15 protein-coding genes are annotated in these 15,965 nt (G+C 67.6%); 2 read left to right on the forward strand and 13 right to left on the reverse strand.

The window, feature by feature from the left end; translation table 11 throughout:
• Positions 1-184: 184 nt before the first annotated feature.
• The 4 genes from argE to AC1RQF_RS32245 all read right to left on the reverse strand — a co-directional run bounded on the left by argE (position 185) and on the right by AC1RQF_RS32245 (position 4,254).
• Positions 185-1,348, reverse strand: a complete 1,164-nt coding sequence (argE, locus tag AC1RQF_RS32230; RefSeq protein WP_273995357.1) for an acetylornithine deacetylase — start codon at positions 1,346-1,348, stop codon at positions 185-187.
• Positions 1,341-2,018 carry a DUF1028 domain-containing protein gene (locus AC1RQF_RS32235; RefSeq protein WP_273995355.1) on the reverse strand — a complete coding sequence of 226 codons (678 nt, stop codon included), beginning with the start codon at positions 2,016-2,018 and terminating at the stop codon, positions 1,341-1,343. Before AC1RQF_RS32235 ends, argE begins: the two co-directional genes overlap by 8 nt.
• Before the next feature lie 383 nt (positions 2,019-2,401).
• On the reverse strand, positions 2,402-2,851 hold the full coding sequence (locus AC1RQF_RS32240) for a RidA family protein (RefSeq protein ID WP_492874141.1): 450 nt from the start codon (positions 2,849-2,851) through the stop codon (positions 2,402-2,404).
• 65 nt (positions 2,852-2,916) lie between these two features.
• Positions 2,917-4,254, reverse strand: a complete 1,338-nt coding sequence (locus tag AC1RQF_RS32245; protein ID WP_492874143.1) for a flavin-containing monooxygenase — start codon at positions 4,252-4,254, stop codon at positions 2,917-2,919.
• A gap of 501 nt (positions 4,255-4,755) precedes the next feature.
• Here AC1RQF_RS32245 and AC1RQF_RS32250 point away from each other — a divergent pair.
• Complete coding sequence (locus tag AC1RQF_RS32250; protein WP_492874145.1) at positions 4,756-6,072, forward strand: LLM class flavin-dependent oxidoreductase; 1,317 nt, start codon at positions 4,756-4,758, stop codon at positions 6,070-6,072.
• 819 nt (positions 6,073-6,891) lie between these two features.
• On the opposite strand, the gene AC1RQF_RS32255 is transcribed toward AC1RQF_RS32250, so the two are convergent.
• From AC1RQF_RS32255 to pxpA, 8 genes are all read right to left on the reverse strand, one after another.
• The gene (locus AC1RQF_RS32255) at positions 6,892-7,179 is read right to left on the reverse strand and encodes an H-NS histone family protein (protein ID WP_492874147.1); all 288 of its coding nucleotides are present in this window, start codon (positions 7,177-7,179) and stop codon (positions 6,892-6,894) included.
• 107 nt (positions 7,180-7,286) lie between these two features.
• Positions 7,287-7,496: a hypothetical protein gene (locus AC1RQF_RS32260; RefSeq protein ID WP_273995347.1), complete on the reverse strand. Its 210-nt coding sequence runs from the start codon at positions 7,494-7,496 to the stop codon at positions 7,287-7,289.
• On the reverse strand, positions 7,493-8,536 hold the full coding sequence (gene dctP, locus AC1RQF_RS32265) for a TRAP transporter substrate-binding protein DctP (protein WP_273995345.1): 1,044 nt from the start codon (positions 8,534-8,536) through the stop codon (positions 7,493-7,495). Before dctP ends, AC1RQF_RS32260 begins: the two co-directional genes overlap by 4 nt.
• Before the next feature lie 151 nt (positions 8,537-8,687).
• On the reverse strand, positions 8,688-9,704 hold the full coding sequence (locus AC1RQF_RS32270) for a MalT transcriptional regulator family protein (protein WP_273995344.1): 1,017 nt from the start codon (positions 9,702-9,704) through the stop codon (positions 8,688-8,690).
• Positions 9,701-11,887, reverse strand: a complete 2,187-nt coding sequence (locus AC1RQF_RS32275; protein WP_273995342.1) for a bifunctional diguanylate cyclase/phosphodiesterase — start codon at positions 11,885-11,887, stop codon at positions 9,701-9,703. Before AC1RQF_RS32275 ends, AC1RQF_RS32270 begins: the two co-directional genes overlap by 4 nt.
• Before the next feature lie 73 nt (positions 11,888-11,960).
• Positions 11,961-12,341: a hypothetical protein gene (locus AC1RQF_RS32280; protein WP_273995341.1), complete on the reverse strand. Its 381-nt coding sequence runs from the start codon at positions 12,339-12,341 to the stop codon at positions 11,961-11,963.
• A 237-nt stretch (positions 12,342-12,578) separates the two neighbouring features.
• Positions 12,579-13,109, reverse strand: a complete 531-nt coding sequence (locus AC1RQF_RS32285; RefSeq protein ID WP_492874150.1) for a hypothetical protein — start codon at positions 13,107-13,109, stop codon at positions 12,579-12,581.
• 299 nt (positions 13,110-13,408) lie between these two features.
• Entirely contained in the window at positions 13,409-14,185 is a 777-nt protein-coding gene (gene pxpA / locus AC1RQF_RS32290; protein WP_492874152.1) for a 5-oxoprolinase subunit PxpA, read from the reverse strand.
• Between the two features lie 311 nt (positions 14,186-14,496).
• Here pxpA and AC1RQF_RS32295 point away from each other — a divergent pair, with 311 nt between their 5' ends.
• Entirely contained in the window at positions 14,497-15,096 is a 600-nt protein-coding gene (locus AC1RQF_RS32295; RefSeq protein WP_273995337.1) for a TetR/AcrR family transcriptional regulator, read from the forward strand.
• A 238-nt stretch (positions 15,097-15,334) separates the two neighbouring features.
• Here AC1RQF_RS32295 and AC1RQF_RS32300 read toward each other — a convergent pair whose 3' ends face one another.
• Positions 15,335-15,703, reverse strand: a complete 369-nt coding sequence (locus AC1RQF_RS32300) for a hypothetical protein (RefSeq protein ID WP_273995649.1) — start codon at positions 15,701-15,703, stop codon at positions 15,335-15,337.
• Between the last annotated feature and the right edge of the window lie 262 nt (positions 15,704-15,965).

The following is a 15,965-nucleotide window of genomic DNA, read 5'->3' on the forward strand; positions in this document are numbered from 1 at the left end:
TGTTTGGCGACTTCCAGTCTCCCAGACTCAGTCCGGATGAACCATCGATACAACCTATTGAAGCTTCACAGCTAGCGGATGCGCCGAGACGGCGCGGGCGACGCAATGCCCGGGCGGCAGGCAAGCCCGCGCAGTCGACGGAACGCGTGCTTTGCGAGCCGATGCACCGCTTGCGACGGTCCGCTCAAGCCGTGGCGGACAAATGGCCCGCGAGACGCCGGAGCATCGCGTCGCAGCCGTGCACCTGGTCGAGCGTCACGAACTCGTCGGGCTTGTGGCCTTGCGCCATGCTGCCGGGCCCGCACACCACCGTCGGAATGCCGGCCCGGTCGAACAGCCCGCCCTCCGTGCCGAACGCGACCGTGCCGAACGCGTCGGAGCCGGTCAGCATCGCGAGCAGGCGCGCGGCGTCGCTGTCGGGTCGGGTCGCGAGCCCCGGATACCCGCCGAGCGTCTCCAGGCGGATGTCGGTGTCCGGCTGAACCGCGCGCATGCGCGGCAACAGTTCGGACGTCGCATACGCCTGCATGCGCTTCGACACTTCGTCGGGATCGAAATCCGGCAGCGCGCGCACCTCGAAGTCGAACTCGCATTCGGCCGGCACGATGTTCAGTGCGCGCCCGCCGTTGATCAACCCTGTCTGCACCGTCGAGTACGGCGGATCGAAGCGGCTGTCGTGGCGCGCCGGCCGCGCGAGCGCCGTGCCGATCTCGCCGAGCCGGCAGATCAGTTTCGCCGCATAGTCGATCGCGTTCACGCCGCGCGGCGAATACGCCGAGTGGCACGCGGCGCCCTTCACGCGGCAGCGCATCGCGAGCTTGCCCTTGTGTCCCAGCACCGGCCTCAGCTCGGTCGGCTCGCCGATCAGGCACAGGCGCGGGCGATGCTCGCGCATCGCCAGCTCCGCCAGCATCGGCCGCACGCCGAGACAGCCCACTTCCTCGTCGTACGAGAATGCCAGATGCACGGGCTCTCGCAACGGCCGCGCGACGAACACCGGCACGGCCGCGAGCACCGATGCGATGAAGCCCTTCATGTCGGTCGTGCCGCGGCCGTACAGGCGACCGTCGCGCTCGGTGAGCCGGAACGGCTCGACCGTCCACGCCTGCCCGTCGACCGGCACGACGTCGGTATGGCCCGACAGCGCGATGCCGCCGCGATCGCTCGGCCCGATCGTCGCAAACAGGCTCGCCTTGGTACGCGCCGCGTTGTAGAACAGTTCGCTCGCGACGCCAAAACCGGCGAGGTAGTCGCGGATGAAATCGATCATCTCGAGATTCGAATCGCGGCTGACCGTCGCAAAACCAATCAGCCGCGCGAGCAGCGTGCGGCTCAACGCGTCACTCATCGCCCGGCACCCCATAGCGCGGCGCGGCGGTCGGGTCGAGCGCGCGCGTCTGGTAGTCATGCATCTGCGGTCGATAGGCTTGCCACAGCGCATCGAGTGTCCCGACCGGATCGATATCGGCCCAGTCGACACGCAGGTCGGCGATGGGCCAGGTCAGGTCGTCGACCACCGTCAGCGCCGCCGAATGGACCGGTCCCGCCTCGCCGCCGGCCGCCATCGCCGCGCGCAACGCGGCCAGCAGCCGCTCGGCAAGCAGGCCGGGCGCCTGCTCGAACGCGCGGACCATCGCATCGATGACGGCCGGGGCGGCCAGCAGGTTGCCGGCCGCCACGCATTGCTCGCCCATCGCCGCATGGTGCGTGCCGAGCGCTTCCCTGCCGGTGAAGCATGCCGTCCGCCCTTGCCCGTCGATCACCGTGACCTGCCGGTGCTGGCTCCAGCCGTTTGCATGCAACGCGCGATCGAGCGCGGTCGCCGGCGCGAGCTGCGCGTGCTCGATCAGGTCCAGGATCTGAGGACCGAGCGCCGGCAACGTGATGTTCTGCGTCGCGACCGCGCCGACACCCGCGCGCACCCACGGGCAGCGCGCGCCCACGGCAATGCTCGACGAACTGATCGCGATCCCGAGCTGCCCCGATTCCGGGCAACGCCCGACGATAGAGAAAGTCATGTCGGTTGATATGAACGCCTCTCGTTTGCGACGGTACTCGTCAGTCCGGCGATGACAGGATGAGTGGTGGCGTGATATGCGCGCCTGTCGCAGCCGGCTGCGCCGCGGCCCACCCCGCGCCCGCCGACGCTTGCCGACCTTCAGGTTCGGCACGTCACGGACCCGCCTGCCTCCACACGACCTCCGATTGCCGGCGACAACCTGTCGGCGTGTCATCCTGTAAAAATTGATCGTCCTACGCGCCGCACGCCGTTCAAGCCGGTCTCGCGCTCGCGTCACCTTTTTCCGGCGGCCTGTCATGCGTCATGGGTTCCGGATTCACCGGTCGGCCCCTGTGTGCCGGCCTTCATGCTTCGCTCGCGCCTGTCGCGAACGCGCGGCGCTCATCGCGCCTCGTGAACGCCGTTCGGCTGCCAGCGATCCGGGATCACCGCGATCACGTCGATTTCCACCAGCCATTGCGCCTGGCCGAGCGCCGACACGACGAGCCCCGTCGAGATCGGATACACGCCCTTCAGCCACTTGCCGACCTCCTGGTATACGGGTTCGCGATAGCGCGGGTCGATCAGGTAGGTCGTCGTCTTGACGATGTGCGTCAGGTCGCTGCCGGCTTCCTCGAGCAGCTGCCGGATGTTCTTCATCGCCTGCTCGGCCTGGGCGCGCGGATCGCCGAGACCGATCAGCCTGCCGTCGAAACCGGTGCCGACCTGACCGCGCACATATACGGTATTGCCGGCCCGCACGGCCTGGCACAGGTCGTTGTCGAGCGCTTGATTCGGGTAGGTATCCCGGGTATTGAACATCCGGATACGGGTATGGGTGGGTTGGCTCATGGCTCTCCTTCGATCATCGGTGGTCGCGCTCGACGCACGGAATGCGAACGCGCCGCGACAGTCAGTCAGTGGGTCGCATCGGTCAACGCGCGCGCGGCATGCCCTGCGTCGCCGTCGCGCCCCGTGTGCGGCATCGGGCCGCGTTGCGATGCGTCCCGGTACGCCTGGTATTTCCGCTGCGTTGCGATGTGATCGGCGATGTGCTTCGCGTCGTGCCAGACGCCCCAGATGAAACTGGAGCCGCGCCGCGACAGCCACGGCAGCCCGATGAAATAGATGCCCGGTTCCTTCGACACGCCGCGCTGATGCTGCGGCTTGCCGTCGTCCGCGAACGCGTCGACGTTCAGCCAGCCGTAGTCGACCGCATAGCCCGTCGCCCAGACGATCGACGTGACGCCGGCGGCGGCCAGGTCGAGCGACAGGATCGGCCGCGCGACGCACGCCGGGTTCGGCAGGATGCGGCGCGCGTCGGGCTCCTCCGGTAGGTCAAGGCCGTTGCGCAGCACATAGGCGTCGGCCGCATCGAGCAGCGACAGGTAGTTCTCGTCGCCGCGCGCGAGATTGATCGCGAGATCGCCCTCGAATGCGGCCGCGCCCCCGTCGAACGACTTCGTCCGTCCCACGAGCGTCACGCCCTGGTTCGCGAGCCGGCGGAAATCGACGGTATGGCCGCCGCGCGCGCCGCTCACGGCGATCGTCACGTGCTCACGGCCCGGCGTCGCGACTTCCTTGTCCCATTCGCCGAGCACGCCGAGCCACCAGCAGAAGTCGCGGCCGCGATACGCGCGCGGCGGACGATCGTGCGGCCCGACAGACAAGACCACCTCCCGGCCCGCGCGCTGCAGTTCGTCGGCGATCTGCACGCCCGACGAACCCGCGCCGACCACCAGCACGCCGCCGGCGGGCAACTGATCCGGATTGCGATAGTCGGCGGAGTGGATTTGCATCACGCGCGCACCGTCCGGCGCGATCGGCGGAATGACCGGACGCTGGAACGGTCCGGTCGCGACCACCACGCGGTTCGCCTCGATCGTGCCGTCGGAGGTCTCGGCGACGAAGCCCGGCTTGCCCGCGCTGCGCACGACGCGCGTCACGTCGACGCCCGTGCGGATCGGTGCGTCGAACTTGCGCGCATACGCCTCGAAGTAGTCGGCCACAGCGTCCTTCGACGCGAACGCATCGGGATCGAGGCCGTCGAATTCGAGCCCCGGAAACCGGTCGTGCCACGCGGGGCCATTCGCGACCAGCGAATCCCAGCGTCCGGTGCGCCAGCGCTCGGCGATGCGATCGCGCTCCAGCACCAGATGCGGCACGCCGAGCCGGCCCAGGTGTTCGCTCATGGCCACGCCGGCCTGGCCTGCCCCCACGACGAGCGTATCGATTGAAGTCGTTGCAGCGGTCACGGCTATCTCCTCCTGAAATGCGGGCCGATTGCGGTCGATCGTCGCGCCAGCGCCGGTGCGAAAGATGCAGCCGGCGCGTGTCGGCCATCGGGGTGCGTCGAGCGACGGGCGAGCGGCAATGAACCCATTCTGCTGACAGGTCGCCCTGCGCGAAATGATGATTTTTGTCGTTGTTGACCAACAAAAAAGTGCTCCCCGCCGAGCGCGAGCGATGCGCATGAAGCCGGTCTTCAACCTGGGACCCAGTGCCGCCGCAAGTACACGTCAGCCAATGAGATTGACTCTCATTTTCATTGACCGCCGGTCGGTCAAATGACAGAATCGGCGCATTCCCCGCCTTCCCGGCGACCCGCATGCGCACTCGACCCTCATGCGCCCTCGCCCGGGAACCAGGCCGACCCACGCCCGACGCGCCGCCGTTCCATCCCGCAGGCGCCGCTCGGCGCGAATCGCGGCGAGCCACGGAGCGGGCGCGCCGATCAACCCGACGAGCGACATGCCATGACTGAATCCAAACGACTCATCCTGCTGGCCATGCCCAGCACTCACGCGGGCGCATGGCGCTATCCCGGCGCGGCGCCGGATTTCCACCGCAGCTTCGCGCACATGAAATGGTTCGCCCGGACGCTGGAGCAAGGCCGGTTCGACGGCCTCTTCCTGCCCGATTCGCTTGCGGTGCGCGCGGGGGCCGTCGATGCGCTCATGCGCAGCGCCAGCGTGGCGACGCTGGATCCGTTGACGCTGCTCCCCGCCCTCTCGGCCGTGACCGAGCACATCGGCCTGATCGCCACGGCCAGCACCACGTACAACGCGCCCTACATGCTCGCGCGCCGGCTCGCTTCGCTCGATGTCATCAGCGGCGGACGGGCGGGCTGGAACCTCGTCACGTCCAGCAATCCCAACGAGGCCGCCAATTTCGGCGCGGACGACCATCTCGAGCACGGCGCGCGCTATCGACGCGCGCGCGAGTTCTCCGACGTGATGAACGGGCTGTGGGAAAGCTGGGATGAAACGGCGTTCTGCACGGACGCCGAGCGCGGCATCTATTTCGATCCCGAGAAGCTGCACGTGCTCGATCATCGCGGGCCGCACTTCACGGTGCGCGGCCCCCTGAACGTCGCGCGCCCCGTCCAGGGGCGCCCCGTCATCGTGCAGGCGGGCGCGTCGGAAGCCGGCAAGCAGATCGCGGCGGAGACGGCGGAACTCATCTTCACCTACCAGACCGACCTGGCATCGGCCCGGGGTTTCCATGCCGACATGCAGTCACGCGCCGCGGCGGCGGGCCGTCCGGCGCGCTTGAAGATCCTGCCCGCCGTGCTGGTCGTCCTGGGCGACAGTCTCGCGCAGGCGCAGCGAAAACGCGCGCGGCTCGACGAGCTCGTCGACGACGCGAGCAGCCTCGCGACGCTGTCCATCGCGCTGGGTCATGACATATCCCGCTGCGACCCGGCCGGCCCGCTTCCGGAGATGCCGGAAAGCAATGCGAGCAAGAGCGGCCGCGACCGCGTGGTGCAGCTCGCGCGGCGCGAGAACCTGAGCATCCTGGCGCTCGCGCGGCGGATCTGCGGCTACCAGGGTTTGGAGATGGTGGGCACGGCCGGGATGGTGGCGGATCAGATGCAGCAATGGCTGCGACACGACGCGGCCGACGGCTTCAACATCCTGTTTTCGCATCTGCCGGGCGGCGCGAGCGAGTTCGTCGAGCAGGTGGTGCCGATCCTCCAGCAGCGCGGGCTGCTCAGGCAGGATTACGAGGGCCGCACCTTCAGGGAGAATCTCGGGCTGGCGATGCCGCGAGACGGCTACTCGCGGCGTTGAATCCGGCAGCGCGCATGCGCTGCCGCGCGCTCGGTTTATCCCTTCCCCGCATGCGCTCGATGCCGCGCGCGGCGCGACATGCTCACCCGGCGGACCGCTTGCGTGCCACGCCGCGCATCACGATGTGGGCAAGGTCGATAAGCGCTCCCGGCTGCATGCCCGTCGCCGATGCGTGTAACCGGTATGCCCGACGACGCCGGCACAGTGGCGTCGCGCCAAACCGCAATCGTGATTGCGGCTCCCGCCACGATGGTGAACGCAGACGCGACCCGGTAACGCCGGAGCGTGTCTCTCACCTTGCGATCCGCATCAGCGCTGCTTCCAACACACCTGGATCCGCCGCACGCTTGGCGTCAGTACGCTGGGCCGGATCGTGCGGTGTGCGCCGCACGGCCGGCGAATCGGCCGCGCGCGGAAGTCCGATCAGATCGAAGTGCGGCCGCTCGTCCTCCAGGGATCGCAGGAATGCACGCGACGTGCTCTTCCTGGATTTTGATCACGCATCGTGAAAGAAAAAGATCACCCATCGTGATCTTTTTTCGAGACAGACAAACCAGACGTGGTCCAGCTGAACCCGCGGCAAGGAACGCCATCAAGCCCTCCTCGCCCTTACACCGTCGAGATCGGTTTATCCTGATTGTCTTTCGGGCGCCTTCGACCCATGAGCCGATTCGGCGCGCGCGGGATCCACTGCGGCGGCATGCCGGCGCCGCCCGCGAACCCAGGACACGGCGCCGGAACAAACACCGCGGCGTTCAACGCCGTCGTGTCGGCCGGCTCAACGGTGTGCCCCGCCATCCGCCCATCGCCGGCCCCCCCTCAAGCCGCGCGCCCGATCAAAAAATGATCGAAGTTCTGCCCGGCGATCCAGCGCGGCGGCCGACCCCGGCCCGTCCACGTCTCGCCCGTGGTCGGGTTGACGTACTTCGCGCGGACGCGGCCGTAGCGCCGGTCGCGGTCGCCGTTCATCTTCCTTCTGCCGAAGATATCCCTCGCGGTGAGACCATATTCGAGGATGGTCTGCTGGATCCGCATGATGGCCTGTTCGGTTTCGCGCTTCTTGGCGACCTCGACGGCCTCGTCGATGGATCGCAGCCTGGCTTTCAATTCCAGATAGGTTTCTTGATTAGCTGTACTCATCTTGATCTCCGGAGATTAATTTGGTCTGGGCGGGTTGTTCTGACGCCTCGTCTCCCCGCCTCCTGATCGCCGATTTATTCCCGCTGGGCCCCCTCTTTGACGCATACCCCCTGTCCGCGAATCACCCCATCGCCGACATAGACATTCTCGATCCGGCATCCGTCGCGGCCGTCGATCGCCAGCACGCTCGACACCGATGCGGTGCGCGGCGCCAGCGCGATCACGAGCAGACAGATCGCCAGCAGCGCGGCGAGCGCACCCGCGCGCCTCGCCCGCGCATTCATCGCGCCGCTTCCCGGTAAGGCTGCTTCAAGCAACGCGCGGCATCGGCCGACTGCCATTCGTGAAACTGCGCGAGCAAGGGCCCCGTCTGCTGGTCCGTCGACGGGCGGGTTTGCGTGTCGGCCCGCGCGGCGTCGTGAATCGCGCTCAGCACGGACGACGCGACCGGGTCGTGAACCTGCACGCCCATGTTCGCCATGGCCGCGTAATTGCGGTTGGTCCGCTCGGGCAGCTGCGCCCAGGCGTGCAATTCGGTCTTCATGCCCGCCTCGAAGATCGCCGCGCGCTGGTCCTCGGACAGCGTATCGAGGAAATCCTGCCGCGCCACCAGGAACGACACCGGATACGCATAGCGGATCGCGGTGAAGTTGCGCATCACCTCGCCGTAGCTGCGCCCCGCCGCGCCGTCGCCCGACGACATGATCGCGTCGAGGCTGCCGGTCTTGAGCAGGGCCAACGCGTCCTGGATCGGCATCGACACGACTTCCGCGCCCAGCGTGCGCATGATGCGCGCCGAGGTCTGGTCGTAGGTGCGGATGCGCATCCCGGAGAAACGCGTCGCGGCCGGAATCTCGGCCCGCGACCACAGCCCCGTCGGCGGCCACGCGATGATCGCGAGCAGCGCGAGCTTGTGATGCGCGAGCGCGGCCCGGTACGCGGGCGCGGCAATGCATGCCAGCTCGCGCGCCTCGTCGATGGAATTGACCTCGTAGGGGCGCGCGGACAAGCCGAGCACCGCCTCGTCCTTGGCGATATCGCTGGCGAACAGCAAGCCGAACGGCACGCTCGTCGTCTCCGCCAGCAGCGCGGCCAACGCGGATTTGTCGTTGAAGCGCGGCGCCACCGCTTCGCCCGTCTCGCCCGCGCCGTTCATGCGGCGCGCGAAATCCGCGGCCGCCTGTCCGGATACGGTGTCCTCGGGGTAGGACGTCACGACGTCCCAGCGCGGCGATGCGCTCACGCCTGCTGCCGCGCAGTCCGCGGCCACTCCGGCGAGGCTTCCCCACAGCATCGCGATCATCCCGAGCATTGTTGGTTTCATGGCGTTTTCAGAGCGAGTCCAAACCAGTATCCGGACGCCTGCCTGCAATCGTGCGGCGTCATGCCCCGAAGCATAAGGGAGTACGATCCGCATTTTTCTTAGATGAAATGCTAATAAGAAAAAACGCAGATATATTCAGACGGGAATATAACTAATAGTCGTACAGTGGCCGGACCAGGCCCAGATTGCGTGCGGCCTTGACGCTGAGCCGAATGTCGTGGGTGCCGAGCTTGTGATTGATCGAGCGGCAGACGTCACGAAAGGTCGAATGGGTAATATTCAGCCGCTGTTCGATTTCGGGCGTTTTGAAGCCGTGCGCAAGCAGCGACAGCAGTTGTTCCTCGATGGCCTCGAAGCGCGCCTTCGACGACGATTCGGCGCGGCGCAAGGCCAGGTAGCGGACGAGCGTATCGGCCGCGAGGGCATTGAAGGCATGCCGGAACTGGAGCAGCATGGCCTCCTCCGCGCAGTCCGGCGCGGCCGTCGCGACGTGCAGCACCGCGACCGCGTTCTCGTGCCGCGTCAGGAAGAACACACTGCTGCCCAGATCCGGAATGATCCCCAGCTGATGGAACCAGTGCTCGCGCGCGAGGCCGCGCAGCTGCGACGCGCCCACCGGCTGGTAGTTGTGCCGGCGCGCCTGCTGGAACACCGGGTCGGTCTGGAACCAGCCGTTGTTCGAATAGCGCTGCGACCAGCCCGCGCTGGCGCTGCCCGTGATCAGGACGTCGTGAAGCCGGATGTTGGCGTCGTCGTTGTCGATCAGGAACACGTGGAACAGCGATTGCCGCGCATGGCTGCGCGCGCATTCGATCCGCAGGCGATGCAGCAGGTCGATTTCGTTCTGGCAGTCGAGGATCGCGGGCACGCCATCGGCGCGCGGCGGCGCGGCGGCGCCCGTGAGCGCGTCGAGCAGGTAGGCGTAGCGCTGGCGCGGCGCGGGAATCTGGGTTTCGTTGCTGATGAACGCCTCGACGTCGTCCGTCGGCGCGGCGGCCATGCGCTGGATCGCCACGGTCCCGTTCGCGAAGGTTCGCCGCCGCTCGAGCAGGAAGCCCGCGCGGTCGCGGCCGCGCAGGCTGATCACGACGCGCCCGCGCGACAGCGGCACCGGGAGCGAGCGCACGGTGTCGCTCGGCAGGTCGTCGTGAACCAGGGACTGGATCATGCCGCGCCGGGCCCCGCGAGCACGGGTTGCAGGTCGGGGCGACGATCCACGAACGGCCCGAAGACTTCGAGCGCCGGCCATGCGGCCAGCCACTCGAACTGTTCGCGCGTGGCCACGCCCCCGACGACCAGACGCCAGCCGAGCCGCGCGCCGGCGTCGAAGATGCCGGCCGCCACCCCGCAGGCCAACTCCGAGGCCGGCAGCGCAGCGACGCCCGCGCCCTCGACGAGCAGGCCGTCGATCTCGGTCTCGCTGGTGGGCACACCGTCGGCGGGATCGAACGCGAGCAAGACGCGGATCGCGTGGGCGCGGAGCTGCGCGACCACGTCGCGCAGCCCGTCGCGCACGGGCAACTGCTCGACGCCGGACACCGCGATCAAGAACGACGCGGCGGGCGACGCGCCCGTGAACACCTCGATGCTGAACGTCGGATCGGTCAGGACCAGCGCGGGCAGGCGCAGATAGAGGGTCGTCGGCCGCGGGACCGACGCGACGGCGGCCAGCGCGGCTTCGATCGTCTGCATCCAGACGAACACCGCGAGCCCCTGCTTTTCGGCAACCGGCATGAACGCGTCGGCGCGCACGTCGGGCAGGCCGTCGCGACGCCACACGGGCGTCACCCAGACCCCGCACGACGCGCCGCTCGCCGGGCACACCACGGGCGCGCACGCCGCCTCGATCCCCTCGCGCTGGCGTACGGCGTTGTCGAGGTCGAATTCCAGCTCGCGCGCCTCGTCCTGAGAATCGAGCATGCTTTGCGCGAAGGCCTTGTAGCGCGTGCCATGCGTGGCCGCCGTCTCGCGCTTGGCAAGCTGCAGCGCCAGTTCCGCCCGGGCCTGCAGGTCGCCCGTGCGCGCGGCCTCCACGGACGCCGACGCAAACCCGATGCTCATCGTCACCCGATGCGTATGGCCGTGGAACAGGATCGGCTGCTGGTTGAACGCGTCCGTGATCGTTCTCAGGCAGTAGAGCGCGCGCGCATGCGGCTCGGGGCCCGCGAACAGGATGGCGAACTGGTCGCCCTTGAGCCGGGCGATCAGGTCGGAATCCTGGGCGACCGCGCGGATGCGGGTGGCGAATGCCGCCAGGAAGTTGTCGCCGCCATCGTCGCCGTAGCGCCGGTTGATCGCCCCGAAATCGGTCACGTCGATCAGGATCAGCGAAATCGACTGGGCCGCGTCGGCCTCGGGCAGCTGGGCGAGCAACACCTCGATCGCGCGCCGGTTGCCGAGCCCGGTGAGCAGGTCGGTTTCGGCGAGCTGCTTGTTGCGGGCCCGGTCGTACAGCACGCGCCGCGCGTTGAACATGGCCAGCGCCGCCACGAGGACGAGCGCGATCACCACGACGAAGGTCCAGGCCCAGTAGGAAGCGGTCTGACGCGCGTAGTTCGCGTAGATGTCGGCTTCCGAGAGCGCCACCACCGCGATCAGCGAATAGCCCGGCACCGGTTGTCGCACGAACAGCCGGCGCTGGCCGTCGATCGGATCGCGCTGCGGGCTCACCCCGCCTTCCTCGCTCGGATACATGCCGAGCGGCAGCCCGTCGGTGGACACGCTGCCGTCCGAACGCCCGCGCACGAGCAGCGAGCCGTCCGAGCGGAACACCAGGATCTCGCCGTCGTTGCCGAGATTGGCGTGGTTCGCGAAGCTGGCCGTGAAATATTGCGGCGGCTGCGACACCACGACGATGCCGTCGAAGACCTGCTCGCGCAGCGACAGGCGCCGCGTGAACTGGATCGTCTTGGCCCGCGACACCCGGCCGAGCACCGGGGCGCCGATGAACAGATTGTCGTCGTGCGCGTTCTTCTGCACGATGAAATGCTCGCGATCGGAGAGGTAGACATCGCGCTTCGGCGGCGTCGGCCACGATTGCGTGACGAGGCCCTGTGCGTTCACGAGCGTGAGCAGCGTCTCGTCGGACGGCAGCACGAGTCCTTCCTGCACCAGATAGTTCAGGTCCAGCGTGCCGTGACTCGAGCGGAATTCGAACGCCACCGTGCGGCTCAGGATGTCGGACGTCGACGTGCGCTCGGCCAGATAGGATGCGTAGGAGCGCGCGACGAGCGTGGCCTTGGTGACGGCGGCCGCATCCACCTCGTGCTTCGCGTCCTGCAGGGCCCGGCCGACCAGGTCGAACAGCAGCACGCACAGCGCCACGAACACCACGACGATCGAGAGGGTCACGAAGCGCAGGCCGCTCGGACGAACGGGCGGCGCGGAAAACGCGGAAAGACTGAGCCGATCTGCCGGCCGGGCGCTAGCAGATTTCCTTCTTGACAACATCGAGTTCTCCACCAGGCGTGATCGGCTTCCAGATATCGGACGGCGCGGGCGCTGCGCCCGCGTTCTTGTTCTCATCCGTGCGATAACGGATACGGCTGAGCTTGAAGCGTTCCCGCGGACAATCGATCACGTAGTCGAAAAGCGCGATGCCGATCGGCTCCGTCGCGCCGACCGGATGATAGGCGAGCTTCGAGATGGCTTCCAGCGTGAAGCGCGTATCGCCGTCATCGTCCCGACGAACCGAATGCTTCACGAGATAAAACTGTTGCTTCGAGGTTTGCAGCACGAAGGAGAGTGGCTCCGCGCTGAGTGTCGTGACCGCAGCCAGCAGCACAATAGCAAGCCATCGTTTCATAATGAGCGCGCAATTCTATCAAATAATGCTATTCACGAAACAGTATTTGTATTTCTGAAAATCGGCGGGAATTTCAAACGAATATTACAAGATCTTCTCCTCATTCTGGAAATGCAAATAAAGTCGCGTGAATGGCGCATCAATACGCGCGACGCCCGGGTGCGCTCGACGAGCGGGATCGGACCGTCGGCTCAAGCGTCCCGCGGAGCCGGCGCGGCGTGGCGCGGCCGGCCGCCTTCACCTGGGCAGCGCCAAGCCGTCGCGGCGCCAGCCGATCAAGATGAATTCGCGCAGATCGCGTGCATTGAGGTGGGCTTGCTTGGCGAGCGCCGCATGCCGCTCGATGGCGGCAAGACAGGCCGTAGCGGGCAACGCTTGCCGGCCCGATTCGCAGGATCGGGCCGCCTGGGCGTGGGTCTGGGCGCGCCTCGCATAATCGCGCGCCTTGTTGGCGCGCTCGCGCACGAGCTGGAGCCGAACCCGCGCGCTGGGAAGCCGGGGCCAGCCGGCATTCGCCGCGAACGTCGCGAAGTACGCCAGCTCGGAGGCGCAATCGCACGCTGCCTGCGCATCGAGCGTGGCCGCCTGGACGGCGCGGGCGGCGCGGCGCTGTGGGTCGTCGAGGCCATGCAGCAGCAGCGCGCCGCCGTCGCCCCATCCACGGCGCTGACGCTCGGCATCGGCCTGCCAGACCCGCATCAGCCACGCGGTCGTGATCGCGAACGCGGAAACGATGCCCACGCTCCCGATCAGAATGAAATAGCCCATGAACCCCATCCGGAAAGGATGCCATGCGGTCCCAGGCGTTCGACGGGTGCGGACCGTGTCCTGCCGCCGCCGGCATCACGTCGCGCGCCCGTCGCGGCGGCGTCGTTCCCGACGTGTTCCGCGCAAGGACCTCATGCTCGACCCGCGGCGCACCGCCAGATACGCGCCGCGGCCTGGATAAAAAGCTGCGCACGACGACGAATCCGAACGCGACGTGCGCAGCAAAACCATCTGTAACCCGGGCCACCAAGTTATTACTACAGATGGGGAAAACCTCGGCCTCGCCTCGGCGGAACCCGCTATTGAAACACCGGCATGCGCGGGCTGACCGGGCGGCGTGCGATGCGGACCTGGGCCGAACGCATCGCCGCGCCGATCTGAGCGGCGAATTCGAGCGCATGCGGCCCGTCGCCGTGCAGGCACAGCGTGTCGGCCCGCACCGGCGTCCAGTCGCCGCCCCGCCCGCGCACGCGGCCGTGCTTCACCAGCTCCACCGCCCGCTGCGTGATCTCCTCGACGCGGCTGATCAGCGCATCCGGTTCCGAGCGCGGAATGAGCGTGCCGTCCGGCAGGTAGCCGCGATCCGCGAAAGCCTCGCTGGCGGTCGCGAGCCCCGCGCGGCGCGCCGCCGCGATAAGTTCGCCGCCCGCCAGCCCGAACATCACGAGCGAAGGATCGAGGTCGCGCACCGCGGCGACGATCGCCTCGGCCACCTCGGAACGGCGCTCCGCGTCGTGATACAGCGCGCCGTGCGGCTTCACGTGCGCGAGGCGCGCCCCCGCGCCCAGCGCCTTGACGATCGCCGCGAGCGCGCCGACCTGGTACAGCACGCCCGCATAGATCTCGTCGGGCGGCAGCGCCATGGACCGACGCCCGAAATGCGCGCGGTCCGGATAGCCGGGATGCGCGCCGATCGCGATGCCGCGTTGCGCCGCGGCCGCGGCGAGCGTGCGCATCGTGACCGCATCGCCGGCATGCCAGCCGCAGGCGACGTTGATCGACGTCGCGTGGTCGAGCAGCGGGATGTCGTTGTCGCATCCTTCGCCCAGATCGACATTCAAATCGATTGTGTGCACACCAGACCTCTTCGTTATCCGTCGGCGCGGCGGGCCCTGTCGGACGCCCTCACGCCCGCATCATCAGGATTCCTGATTCAACAACGGCCGAACCTCGCTCCGATCGGCCCGGCTGGCGTCATCCCGATCGACGGATGCGCACCGCATGCCTTGCCGTTGCCGCACCTTAACCGGGCTTCGCCGACACTTTTCTTATATTAAAAGCACATATTCATATTCCCGATTGGAATATGCAAAAATAGTAAACATCCCGCGTTTTGAACACACTCCGTCACCAGTCGACTGGTCTAATCTCCGCTATCATGTCGCGCATGAACGCCTCCCACGCCGCCGCCGATGTCCGCCAGCACATCCTCGACACCGCACAGATCATCATCGCGGGCCGGGGCTTCTCGGCCGTCGGCCTGAACGAAATCCTGCAATCCTCAAGTGTGCCGAAGGGCTCGTTCTACCACTACTTCGGCTCGAAGGAGGCGTTCGGCGAGGCGTTGCTGGAAAGCTACTTCGCCGCCTACATGGTGGGCATCGAAGGCCTGCTGTGCCGCCCGGGGCTGAAGGGCGCGGCCCGCCTGATGAGCTACTGGGAAAACTGGCTCGAGACGCAGGCGAATTGCGACCCGAAAGGCAAATGCCTCGCAGTGAAGCTCGCGGCCGAAGTCAGCGACCTGTCGGAGCCGATGCGCGTCGTGCTCAGACAGGGTACGGATCGCGTGATCGCCCGGCTCGCGCAGACCATCGACGAAGGCCGCATCGACGGCTCGCTGCCCACCCATCTCGCGGCGCACGCCACCGCCACCACGCTCTACCAGCTGTGGCTGGGCGCCAGCCTGCGCGCCAAGATCACCCGCGACAGCGCGCCGCTCGATGCCGCGCTGGTCGCCACCCGGCAATTGCTGGGGCTGCCCGCCTGAGCGTATCGCACGAGACGGCATCGCGGCCCGCGCATGCCGCTCGTGCGCTCGACGAGGCCATGCCGTCGCGCACCGGCGTGCTGCATCATGCCCCGCGCGTCGCGACCGATGCCCGTACACGGCTTGTCCGAGTCCCGCCGCGCATCGCATGCCACGTCCGGACGGCTGCGGAATGCGATGTGGTTCGGTGATCGGGCCCGGTCGCGCCGGCATGGTCAGGTCGGCGCACGCGCTGCCATCAGTGAGCGCCGGCGAGCCCCAGATAGGTCACCCGCGCCGGATCGCGCGCGTCGATGACGACCCTCACCCGCTCCCCCGCGCGCGGTATGTTGCCGAGATCGACGTACTGCCGGATCGTCACGTCCCGGGATGCGCCGTGATCGCTGATGCGCAACACCATCCGCATCTGCGGCACCTGATTGAGCGTCACCCCGGTCTGTCTGATCTCGACAACCTCGGCAACGGCCTTGGCGCCGTCCGTGACGAGGGTGTCGCCCCATGCGGCCGAGATGATCCGGGGCAGCACGACCGACATCGAGAAAATCAACGAAATCAGCGAAATCGCGACGATCACGCCGATGACCGACATCATCGAAAATCCCATCATGCCTGCCCCGCCTTTAATGTGCCCGGCGCGCCAGGGGCGCGGCACCGGACTGGGCCCGTTCGCACGTGCGCGCGACGGCCTCGGTGATCCTTTCATTCGAATGCCTCGTCTGTCGATATCCCCGGGCGCCAACCCGGCCCGCCTCATTGCGGTTTTACGCCCTGGGACTCCTGGGGCACGCCGGCCGGTTGCACGCCCGAGGCTTCCTTGCTCGCGGCGGTGTCGGGCGTGCGCGCCGACTGGATCACCTTGTGCGCACGCG

The sequence above is a fragment of the Burkholderia sp. GW821-FHT14F03 genome (assembly GCF_058803765.1).

What these genes read in the sequence shown, in the direction of transcription:
- argE (WP_273995357.1), bottom strand. Translation starts at nt 1,348, where the DNA reads ATGAGTGACGCGTTGAGCCGCACGCTGCTCGCGCGGCTGATTGGTTTT.
- AC1RQF_RS32235 (WP_273995355.1), bottom strand. Translation starts at nt 2,018, where the DNA reads ATGACTTTCTCTATCGTCGGGCGTTGCCCGGAATCGGGGCAGCTCGGG.
- AC1RQF_RS32240 (WP_492874141.1), bottom strand. Translation starts at nt 2,851, where the DNA reads ATGAGCCAACCCACCCATACCCGTATCCGGATGTTCAATACCCGGGAT.
- AC1RQF_RS32250 (WP_492874145.1), top strand. Translation starts at nt 4,756, where the DNA reads ATGACTGAATCCAAACGACTCATCCTGCTGGCCATGCCCAGCACTCAC.
- AC1RQF_RS32260 (WP_273995347.1), bottom strand. Translation starts at nt 7,496, where the DNA reads ATGAATGCGCGGGCGAGGCGCGCGGGTGCGCTCGCCGCGCTGCTGGCG.
- dctP (WP_273995345.1), bottom strand. Translation starts at nt 8,536, where the DNA reads ATGAAACCAACAATGCTCGGGATGATCGCGATGCTGTGGGGAAGCCTC.
- AC1RQF_RS32270 (WP_273995344.1), bottom strand. Translation starts at nt 9,704, where the DNA reads ATGATCCAGTCCCTGGTTCACGACGACCTGCCGAGCGACACCGTGCGC.
- AC1RQF_RS32280 (WP_273995341.1), bottom strand. Translation starts at nt 12,341, where the DNA reads ATGAAACGATGGCTTGCTATTGTGCTGCTGGCTGCGGTCACGACACTC.
- AC1RQF_RS32285 (WP_492874150.1), bottom strand. Translation starts at nt 13,109, where the DNA reads ATGGGCTATTTCATTCTGATCGGGAGCGTGGGCATCGTTTCCGCGTTC.
- AC1RQF_RS32295 (WP_273995337.1), top strand. Translation starts at nt 14,497, where the DNA reads ATGAACGCCTCCCACGCCGCCGCCGATGTCCGCCAGCACATCCTCGAC.
- AC1RQF_RS32300 (WP_273995649.1), bottom strand. Translation starts at nt 15,703, where the DNA reads ATGATGGGATTTTCGATGATGTCGGTCATCGGCGTGATCGTCGCGATT.